The sequence below is a fragment of the Pseudooceanicola sp. genome, assembly GCF_029213205.1.
Taxonomy (GTDB): domain Bacteria; phylum Pseudomonadota; class Alphaproteobacteria; order Rhodobacterales; family Rhodobacteraceae; genus Pseudooceanicola.
The window spans coordinates 1-10,134 of the sequence record NZ_JARGNH010000048.1 but is presented as its reverse complement, the minus strand read 5'-3'; the positions used below and the strand labels follow the sequence as shown (position 1 = coordinate 10,134).

The following is a 10,134-nucleotide window of genomic DNA, read 5'->3' as shown; positions in this document are numbered from 1 at the left end:
GTGGCGTTGTCGCTGGTCTGGGTCGCGGCAAAGGCATCGGCGTGCATGATTGTGCGCCGCTCGATGAACACGGTCAGAAGGTTCACCCCGAAGGCGCCGCCAAGCTGCCGGATGAAGTTCGACGCACCCGAACCCTGACCGAGAAGGTCCGGCGGCAGAACCTTGAGCGCTCCCGACGAAATGGCGGGGAACACGAGGCCCAGCCCCACGCGCGACAGGATCGTCCACCAGGCGAGCGTCCAGAAGGCCGTATGGACATTTGCAGCTGCCATCAGCCAGGAGGACCCGGCAAAGACCGCCATGCCGATGCCGATCATGATTGGTGCAGGCACCTTGTCGGACAATCGCCCGGCGATGGGAAAGACCAGCAGCATCGCGAAGCCCGAAGGCATCAGAAGAAGGCCCGCCTGCGTGGGCGTCATCCCCTGGATCTGCTGCACGAAGACCGGAAGCAGATAGGTAGAGCCGAACAGTCCGGCCCCCATGATGAAGGCAATGACCGAGGCCGAGGAGAAGGCGAAATTCGCGAAAAGCCGCATGTCGAGCATGGGCTTGGCGGTGGTCATCTCCCAGACGACGAAGGCGATGGCCGAAACCGCAGAAATCGTGAAGCCTGACAGGATGATGTTGGACTCCCATCCAAGCCGCTGCGCGTTTGAAAGCGTGCTGAGCAGCACGGCAAGAAAGACCGACAGGATCGCCACCCCGACAAAGTCGAAGGCCGGAATCGGCCCGCTTTCTTCGCGGCTGGGCAGGAACAGGTTCGCCAGCAGGATGGCAAGCCCGGCGAAGGGCAGGCCCAGATAGAAGACGAAACGCCAGTCGAAGGCATCCATGAGCACGCCGCCGATCCAGGGGCCCAGAGCCGGAGCCAGCACGACGCCGACGCCATAGATTCCCATGGCCGCGCCGCGTTTGTCGGGCGGAAAGACCTTGAACAGCATGATCATGGCCAGCGGCTGCACGATGCCCGCCGCCGCCCCCTGCACGACGCGGGCCAGCGTCAGCACGGTCTCGTTCGGCGCGAGGCCCCCAAGAACCGAACCCGCAAGGAACACGCCCATTGCGGCGTTCATCGTCAGCCGCATCCCGAAGGCGCGGTTGGTCCAGTCGGCCAGCAGCATCGTGGCGGTCATGGCCGCCAGAAAGCCGGTCGAGATCCATTGTGCCTGCACCGCGCTGATGCCGAAAGCCCCCATCACCGCCGGGATGGCGACGTTCACGATCGTCGTGGACAATACGACCGAAATGGTCGCGACCATGATCGTGCCGGTCGCCAACCACTTGTAGGCCGGGCCGTAACGCTCGAAGTATCGGTCAATCTGTGACATCGACGGAAACCTCGACCATCATGCCGGGCCTGAGTTCGGTGCCTTCGGCGTCGATCGACACGCGGATTGGCAGGCGCTGGGTCACTTTCGTGAAATTGCCCGAGGGGTTGGGGCTGGGCAGTAGCGCAAGCTGACTGGTCGCTGCCCCGCCCATGCCGATTACCTTGCCCTCAAACGTCCGGCCCGGAAAGGCGTCGACGGTGATGATCGCCTTCGATCCGACGTGGATCCTGTTATAATCGGTCTCCTTGACATTTGCATCGATCCAGACGTCATCCGGTGCGTGATACATCACAATGCGCGTCCCCGGCGTCACATATTCGCCGACATCGACAAAGGTCCCATCAACAATGCCGTCGAACTGGGATGTGATCGTGCGGTACGCGAGGTCGATTTCCTTCAGGCTGCGGTCGGCCTCGGTGCCTGCACGTCCGGCAAGGGCGGACGCGATCTGGGACTCCAGCACACTCATCTGCTCTTCGTCGGCCTCGACGATGGCCAGACTGGCACGAGCGCTTTCAATTGCAGCGAAAGCAGCCCGCTCTTTCTGGGCGGCGGTATCCAGCGCCGCCTGGGCTTCGTCGAGGGTTTGCTGCGACGTGATATTCTGCTTGGCAAGCTTGATCGCCCTCTCCTGATGGGTCCGGACGTTCGTGAGTACGGCAAGTGTTGCCTCATGGTTTGCAACTGCCGCAGCTATTCCTGCGTTTGCCGCGTCCCGTCGCGCAGAGAGCTGCTTCTTGAGCAGCACCTTACGCGCCTGAAGCTCCGCCAGTTGCGCATCAGTTGCCGCCAGTCTTGCCATGACTGCATCAAGCTGTGGTTGCGAATATGCGCGGTCGATTGCGGCGACAAGATCGCCTCTTACGACGGCGTCCCCCACGCGCACCGGAATCGCCGTGATCCTTCCGGCGACCTCGCTTGATACGGTGACGACTTTGGCTGCGATCCGGGCATCGTTGATGTGAACCTGCGTGAACCGCGTGGCCAGCCACGGTGCGGCCAGCCAGACGGCAACAGCAACCACGGCGCCGATCACGATCAGTCGGGTCCATCTTGTGCGGCTGCGCCTGGGCGGGGGGGGCGACACCGGTTTGTCCTCGCCAGCCTCGCCCGCAATGGCTGGCCCTGCCTTTATGTTATCCATTTTGACCATTGCTCAAAATCTCCAATCTGGTCGCGATGCGGCTCAGAACTTTTGTTGCAATACGCAGTTCCTGCTCGGAAATGCCTTCAAGAATTTCTGCCCGGCTGGCCGCCGAAATCTCTTTCATCCTGACGATGAGAGGAGACGCAGCCTCTGTCAGGTGGAGTGTCTTGGCCCGCCTGTCTTCGGCGGAGGGTCGGCGTTCGATCAGGCCCGCACCTTCAAGCCCGTCCAGTAGCCGGACCAGAGTCGCCGCCTCGATCCCCAGGGTGTGCGCCAGTTCGACCTGCGTCACCGCCTCATTGCGCGAAAGTTCAAACAGCGCGTTCCATCTTGCCTGGGAGAGGCCGAGATCGCGAAACCGAAGGTCAAGATGCCGCCTCCACATGCGCGATGACGCCGCCAGGGAACGTGCGAAAGGCTCCTGGAGCTCGATCTTGTCGGGGTCAATCTGCATCATTTCCTTCTTTCATCAGCATGCATATAGCTGCATTGCTAATTAGTATGGGTGCAATTATCTTGCAAGTGCCATTCCTACCTTGGAGATTCGTCGATGTATGCCAAGATCCTGTTGTGTTTTGACGGCTCGCGCGAAGGGCGGCTGGCGCTGCGCGAAGGGGCGCGGCTTGCGCAGATCACAGGTGCCGGGGTGATCCTGCTGGCGGTGGTCGAGACGGGCGCGGGCAGCGCGTTGGCACAGGGTGCGGATGCTGGCGCACTTGCCCACCAGCAAGCCGATTTCAAGGAAATCCTAGATGAAGGCCATCAACGGCTTTCCGCCATGGGGCTGGCACCCGAGGTCCGCATGGAGTTCGGCGATCCCGTCGCGAAAATCACAAGTGTCGCCACCGAAATTGGGGCCGATCTGGTCGTCGTTGGGCACCATCAGCAAGGCCTCTGGACGCGCTGGATGAGCCGATCTGTCGCTTCCGGGTTGAGCGACGCGCTGGGATGCAGCCTGCTTCTGGCACAAAAGGTCGTCGAGGATTCAGAGCTTTTCCGCAAGGGTTGAAGTGGTGTGGCCAGGACGCGGCTACGTTGCGTGACCGCAGGACGTCGCGCGCCCCGCTGGCAATGATCGTATAGAACATCGGGACCACGAACAGCGTGAAGAGTGTGCCGATCATCAGGCCGGTGAAGATCACCAGACCCATTGCCTGGCGCGCAGCCGCGCCTTGGCCGACTGCACGATCGCATCGCGGAACTTGTTGAGGCCCCCGACGCCGCCGACCGCGATTGGTGACCGTCGATCAGCCGATCCATGCGTGAGAGCATTCGAAGCGGGCGGTTCCGTGTGACCAGTCAGCGGTAATCGCCGGGATTGAAGGGGGCAACACCCGCATCCACGTGCTTCTGCCGACGCCGCGGCACTATGGTTCAAAGCGGATTCGACCGAACGCTTGACGCCGTCGGTGATGCAATCTATCTGCCTCCGAGGCTTAACCGACCGGACGGTACAGCGATGACGGAGCGGATGCAGTCGACGGAACCCAGAAACGCCTCTCCGAGAATTCTCGGCGCGGCGCGCGCGATTGCCGTGCGTGAAGGCGCCGGAAAGATAACGATCGAGGCGGTCGCAAAGGAGGCGGGCCTCAGCAAAGGCGGCGTGCTCTACAACTTTTCGACGAAGAAGGCTCTGCTTTCCGGCCTGTTGGATCAGATGCTTGTCGCGCACCGGGAGCTCCTCGAAAAAGTGCCGGAGCGGTACCCGTCGCGCACTCTGCGTGGGCATCTCGAAACAGTCCTGCAATCGCAAGACGTGGACGATGACCTGTCAATGGCGATACTCGCGGCGGCGGCATCGGATCCGCGGCTGCTCGATCCGCTACGGACTGACCTGACCGGCGACCTTGAGCATATCTTGACCGACACGCAAGACGCTCCGGCTGCCATGATTGTCGTCCTGGCGATCCAGGGGTTGCGGTTCCAAAGGCTGCTGAACCTTCCGGACGGCGGTGCGGATATCAAGGCAAGCGTCATCGAACGATTGAGGATAATGATCGATGAACTCGAATAGAAAAAACCGTAGTCGGAAACGGACCGCTTCGGTCATTTCAGTGGCGGCGGCAGCGGTCTTCGCTGTGACGGTTCTCCCGGGCTTCCTGACCGAACTTTTGGCCCAGACGGTCATGGAAACCGAGACCGAAACGCGGGCGGCGTCCGACTCTGATCGACCGGTCACGGTCGAGGTGACCCGCGTGCTGACCCGCGTGATCGATCAATCCCGCGCGGTTGCCGGCCGTGTCGAACCGGCCCGTACGGTGGACATAGCATTTCAGGTGCCGGGACAGATCATTTCTCTCGACGTCGAGCCGGGTGACAGAATTCGCGAGGGCGACGTGATTGCGGAACTCGACCAGGCTGATTTCGATCTTGCCGTCGATCGGGCTCAGGCCTCCTTTGACCTTGCGAATTCCGAACTCGAACGCGCGTCGAGCCTCGCCGAGCGGGGGATCGCGGCAGATGCCCGCCTCGATACTGTGCGGGCCCAGTTCGCACAGGCAGACGTAGCGCTTCGCGAGGCCAGGCGGCGTTTGTCGCAGACGCAGATCGTGGCGCCTTTCGATGCGATCGTGGCGCGGACCTTCGTTGAGGAATACGTCAACCTCACTTCGGCTGCGCCGGTCGCACGCCTGCAGGATGTCAGCGAGATGCGTATCATGATTTCTCTGCCCGAGGAGCTTGCGGCTGTTGCGCGTGCGACGCCCGACGCTTTTGACATCGTTGCGAGTTTTCCCGCGGTGCCGGGTTTCAACGCGCAGCTCATCCTTCGCTCCTTCGCGACCGATGCCGACCCGACGGCGCAGACCTACGATGTGGAATTCGCCATCGCGGGCGACATCGACCCGCGCCTGCTGCCCGGGATGACGGCGGACGTACGCATCTCGATTGCCGCCGAAGGAGATCGCCAGCAATCGGTCATCGTTCCGGTTTCGGCGGTGGATACAACGAGCCGAACCGAACCGTCCATCTGGGTCTATGAAGAGATGTCCGGCCAGGTTGCGCGAAGGACGGTCCGGTTGGGTCTTCCGATCAATGACGAGATCATCGTTCTGGAAGGCCTGAAGGGCGACGAATTGGTCGTGTCCGGCGGCTGGTGGCGGCTCAGGGACAATCAAAAAGTGACAGTCTCGGGTCTCTGATCCCGTATTATGTTGGCAGGACCCGGATAGACCATGGCACTCAGTATCTCACGCGCGAGCATCAAGCGCCCTGTGGCGGTTTGGCTCGCCATCATCTTCTGCCTCGTTGGCGGCTATTGGGGGCTGAACACGGTGGGCCGCCTTGAAGACCCCAGCTTCACCCTCAAAACGGCGCTTGTCTTCGTGCCCTATCCCGGCGCCTCGGCCATAGAGGTTGAAGAGGAGGTCGCCGACGTTGTCGAAAATGCGCTGCAACAGATGAAGCAGCTCGACCGGGTTGAATCAAAGTCCATGCCGGGCATGGCCCAGATCACCGTCGAGATCGAAATGACCTATGGGCCGGATGAGATCCCCCAGGTTTGGGACGAGATGCGCCGCCGCATCAGCGACGTGGAAGGGGACCTCCCCGCAGGCGCGCAGCCGCCCATCATCAACGACGATTTCGGCGACGTTTACGGCATGTTCTATGCGGTGACGAGCGAGGGCCTGAGCCCATCGGAGCAGCGCGATCTGGCCACGTCATTGCGGCTCGGGCTGGTCACCGTCGATGGCGTTGCCAAGGTCGAGGTTCAGGGACTCGCCGAAGAGGTGATCAACATCTCGATCCCGTCGTCGCGTCTTACGGAACTGGGTTTGCCGCCGAATCAGATCCTGGGCATTCTCGCCGACGAAAACCGGGTGTTCATGAACGGGGAGATTACCGAGGGCCCGGCCCGGATCAGCCTGTCGGTTCCGCCGGGCTATGTCAGCCCCGAAGGGATCGGGGAGCTTCGGCTTGGCGTGGCGGGAAAGGTCGGGCAGGTGGCGGTTTACGATATCGCCCATGTGAGCCGCAAAGAAGCCGAGCAGCCCAGCCAGGTCATTCGCCAGAACGGAGCCTCGGCCTTTACCCTCGGCGTTTCGGCCCTGACAGACCGCAACGTTGTTGAGGTCGGCAAGGCGGTCTCTGCCCGTCTGGAGGAGCTCAAGACCGCGTTGCCGGAGGGGGTCGAGATCATTCCGATCTACGAACAGCACGCCGTGGTGGACGAGGCGGTTTCGAGCTTCCTCGTCAGTCTCGGACAGTCGGTCGGTATTGTCGTCGCGGCGCTGATGCTGACCATGGGCTGGCGCGCGGGGCTGGTGGTGGGCGCAACCCTGGGGCTGACCGTCTTTTCGACGCTTTTCTTCATGTCGGTCTTCGGCATCGCGATGGAACGGATCAGCCTTGGTGCCTTGATCATCGCCATGGGAATGCTGGTCGACAATGCCATCGTCATCACCGAGGGCATGGTGATCGGTGTGTCACGCGGCAAATCCGCAGAAGAGGCCGCCGCCGAGACGGAAACCGCCACGTCGATCCCGCTGCTCGGCGCGACAGTTATCGGGATCATGGCCTTTTCCGGCATCGGGCTGTCGCCCGACGCGACCGGCGAGTTCCTGTTCTCCCTTTTTGCGGTGATCGCGATCTCGCTGCTGATGAGCTGGGCGCTCGCCGTCACCGTCACGCCCTATCTTGGCAAGCTGCTGCTTCGGGCGCCGAAAGAGGCCTCGGACGATCCCTACAAGGGCTCGTTTTACGGGATGTACCGCGGGTTTCTCTGGCTGGCTCTGCGTAGCCGGGTACTGATCGTCCTGATAATCGTGGGAATTACCGTCTGGTCTGTCATGGCCTTCGGACAGGTCAAGCAGGCCTTTTTCCCCGCTTCGAACACCCCGATCTTTTATGTCGAGGTCCAGATGCCGCAGGGGACCGACATCAACGTCACCGACGATGAGATGAGGCGGCTGGAGCAAATGCTTCTGGCCGAGGACAACGTGACGGATGTGACAACCCTTGTCGGGCGCGGCGCGAGCCGTTTCATGCTGACCTATAGTCCCGAGCAGGCGGACCCAAGCTATGGTCAGCTTATCGTCCGGGTGGCCGACGCCGAGGCGATCCCGGCCATCGCGAGCCGGCTGAACCAAGATCTGCCCGCCGAATTCCCCCACGCTCTGATCCGCGTCGAAGAGATCGTATTCGGCCCACCGGCCGGTGCCGACGTGGCGGTTCGATTTTCGGGGCCTGATCCGGTCATTCTGCGCCAACTCGCGGATGATGCCATGCGAATTTACGAGGACGCTGGTACAATCACCAATTCGCGTACCAATTGGCGTCAGCGAGAGATCCTTGTCGAACCCATCGTGGATGAATCACGTATGCGTCTGGCGGGCGCAACGCGCAGCGCGATTGCGGATACCATCCAATATGGAACGTCCGGTTTGCGTGTCGGTGAGTTGCGCGAGGATGACGAGGTAATCCCGATCCATCTCCGCCTCCCCGAGAGCGAACGCGACGGGATTGACCGTCTTCGCGACCTGTCTGTGTGGTCCGACGGGGCCGGGTCCTACGTTCCGATAACAAACCTTGTGGAGCGTTTCGAAACGCGCCTTGTCGAGGCGCTGATACACAGACGCGACCGGGAGCGGACCATCGCCGCCCTCGGCGGTTCACGCAGCGACCTGACCGCGGATGAGGCCTTTCGAAGTGTCCGGGCCGATATCGAGGCTATCCCGCTTCCCGACGGGTACGCGATGGAATGGGGGGGCGAATTCGAAAGTGCTCAGATGGCTCAGGAGAGCCTCGGCAAACAGCTTCCCCTGGGTTTTCTCGTGATGCTGACGATTTCGATCCTGATGTTCAACAAGATCCGCCAGCCTTTGATCCTGTGGCTTGTCGTACCGATGTCCGTGACCGGCATGGTCCTGGGTCTGCTGTTCACGGGCTTGCCGTTCACCTTCACGGCTCTGCTCGGCTTCCTGTCGCTCTCGGGCATGCTGATGAAGAACGCCATTGTTCTTGTTGAAGAGATCGACCTGCAACGGGCCGAGGGTGTTCCGGATTACAAGGCGGTTGTCGATGGGTCGGTCAGCCGCCTTCGCCCTGTGGTGCTTGCCGCTGGCACGACGATCTTTGGAATGATCCCGCTCCTGCCGGATGCCTTCTTTGCGTCGATGGCTGTGACGATCATGGGCGGCCTCGCATTCGCCTCGGTGCTGACGCTGGTCGCCGTGCCGGTGCTCTATGCGCTCCTCTTCCGTATTCGTCCGCGATAGACGAGCCGGGTCAAATCCGGTCACCGGCTTACGCCACGAAATGCGAACAAACTGATGAGCCAGACCCTCCCTTGGTTCAGGCCGCCTTTGGATCCAAATCCTCTGCCGACGGACAGATTCCGGACCATGGTCTGGGAATGTCCTGAACTTTGCGTCTCTTGCCTGACCCTCGAAACATAACCACAAGGAGGGTCACTTCTGGCTGGAAATCAACAGCCCCGAGCCCTGCACCGAAGGCCGTTGATCCTGGCGGCCATCCGACCAATAACGGTCGCCTGACCACACCGGCCCACAAGGACCTGACCATGAGCGAATATACCCTCACCGTGACCAGTCCCACGCAGCGCGGCATCGTTGCCAAGATCTCGGTCTACCTGGCCGAGAACGGCTGCAACATCACCGACCTGGCGCAGTTCGACGACACGATCACCGGTCGCTTCTTCAGCCGCGTCACCTTCGTCAGCGAGGAAGGCATCGGCATCAAGACCCTGCGCGAGGGCTTCGGCGATATCGCTGAAGAGCTCAAGATGGACTGGGATTTCCACGAACCCTCCGAGCGGATGAAGGTCATCATCATGGTCAGCCGCTTCGGGCACTGCCTGAATGATCTACTCTACCGCTGGCGCATCGGCGCGCTGCCGATCGACATCGTGGCGGTGATCAGTAACCACATGGATTACCAGAAGGTTGTGGTGAACCACGACATCCCCTTTCACTGCATCAAGGTCACGAAAGAGAACAAGCCTCAGGCCGAAGCCGCGATCATGGGTGTCGTGCGCGAGACCGGCGCCGAGCTGATCGTGCTGGCGCGCTACATGCAGATCCTCTCGGACGAGATGTGCCAGCAGATGTCGGGCCGGATCATCAACATTCACCACTCGTTCCTGCCCAGCTTCAAGGGCGCGAACCCCTACAAGCAGGCCTACGAGCGCGGCGTGAAGCTGATCGGCGCGACCTCGCATTACGTAACCGCCGACCTCGACGAGGGTCCGATCATCGAGCAGGACATCGTGCGGGTGACGCATGCGCAATCGTCATCGGATTACGTCTCTCTCGGTCGTGACGTGGAAAGCCAGGTGCTGGCGCGGGCGATCCATGCCCATATCCACCACCGGGTCTTCCTCAACGGCAACAAATCCGTCGTCTTCCCGGCCTCGCCGGGGTCCTATGCAAGTGAACGCATGGGGTAAGTTGACAAGCCTCGCGTCGCGAGGCGCGCGCCCCGGGGCGGTGGGAGGCAGCGGTCAATTCGCGGGCGAATCCCCGGAGCGTTTCAAGCAGCGCAGGCGGCGGGCGAAAGCCAGTCGGCGGGGCAATCATCCCCGCACATGTCAAGATTCGATAGTTAGTCTTATGCTAAGGGATGGTGTGGCAGGCCGGATGTTAAAGCGTCCCGCCTTTAACCTGCGACATATCCGGCAGCAGTGAAGTAATTCCA

Annotated in this window: 8 protein-coding genes and 1 pseudogene; 5 read left to right on the top strand and 4 right to left on the bottom strand. The window is 61.5% G+C overall.

The genetic code is table 11. The annotated features are described in order from the left end of the window. The 3 genes from P1U48_RS17780 to P1U48_RS17770 all read right to left on the bottom strand — a co-directional run. Positions 1 to 1,331, bottom strand: a 1,331-nt coding sequence (locus P1U48_RS17780; RefSeq protein ID WP_301070615.1) for a DHA2 family efflux MFS transporter permease subunit, incomplete at its 3' end; no start/stop codon positions are given. After that, a complete protein-coding gene (locus tag P1U48_RS17775; RefSeq protein WP_301070613.1) occupies positions 1,318 to 2,478 on the bottom strand; it encodes an HlyD family secretion protein in 1,161 nt (386 codons plus the stop codon). The genes P1U48_RS17780 and P1U48_RS17775, both read right to left, overlap by 14 nt. Further along, positions 2,471 to 2,938: a MarR family transcriptional regulator gene (locus tag P1U48_RS17770; RefSeq protein ID WP_301070611.1), complete on the bottom strand. Its 468-nt coding sequence runs from the start codon at positions 2,936 to 2,938 to the stop codon at positions 2,471 to 2,473. Before P1U48_RS17770 ends, P1U48_RS17775 begins: the two co-directional genes overlap by 8 nt. A gap of 93 nt (positions 2,939 to 3,031) precedes the next feature. On the opposite strand from P1U48_RS17770, the gene P1U48_RS17765 reads away from it, so the two are divergent. Beyond that, positions 3,032 to 3,490 carry a universal stress protein gene (locus P1U48_RS17765; protein ID WP_301070609.1) on the top strand — a complete coding sequence of 153 codons (459 nt, stop codon included), beginning with the start codon at positions 3,032 to 3,034 and terminating at the stop codon, positions 3,488 to 3,490. Positions 3,491 to 3,563: 73 nt separating this feature from the next. On the opposite strand, the pseudogene P1U48_RS17760 reads toward P1U48_RS17765, so the two are convergent. After that, positions 3,564 to 3,653, bottom strand: a pseudogene (locus P1U48_RS17760) (hypothetical protein); the annotation flags it as partial. Between the two features lie 287 nt (positions 3,654 to 3,940). Between P1U48_RS17760 and P1U48_RS17755 the strand changes: the two are divergent. The 4 genes from P1U48_RS17755 (at position 3,941) to purU (ending at position 9,886) form a co-directional block, all read left to right on the top strand. Beyond that, entirely contained in the window at positions 3,941 to 4,495 is a 555-nt protein-coding gene (locus P1U48_RS17755) for a TetR/AcrR family transcriptional regulator (protein ID WP_301070607.1), read from the top strand. Positions 4,496 to 4,607: 112 nt separating this feature from the next. After that, positions 4,608 to 5,621 carry an efflux RND transporter periplasmic adaptor subunit gene (locus P1U48_RS17750; RefSeq protein WP_301070605.1) on the top strand — a complete coding sequence of 338 codons (1,014 nt, stop codon included), beginning with the start codon at positions 4,608 to 4,610 and terminating at the stop codon, positions 5,619 to 5,621. Between the two features lie 33 nt (positions 5,622 to 5,654). Beyond that, positions 5,655 to 8,696 carry an efflux RND transporter permease subunit gene (locus P1U48_RS17745; protein WP_301070603.1) on the top strand — a complete coding sequence of 1,014 codons (3,042 nt, stop codon included), beginning with the start codon at positions 5,655 to 5,657 and terminating at the stop codon, positions 8,694 to 8,696. A gap of 305 nt (positions 8,697 to 9,001) precedes the next feature. Continuing rightward, positions 9,002 to 9,886 carry a formyltetrahydrofolate deformylase gene (purU, locus tag P1U48_RS17740; protein WP_301070601.1) on the top strand — a complete coding sequence of 295 codons (885 nt, stop codon included), beginning with the start codon at positions 9,002 to 9,004 and terminating at the stop codon, positions 9,884 to 9,886. The last annotated feature ends 248 nt before the right edge of the window (positions 9,887 to 10,134 follow it).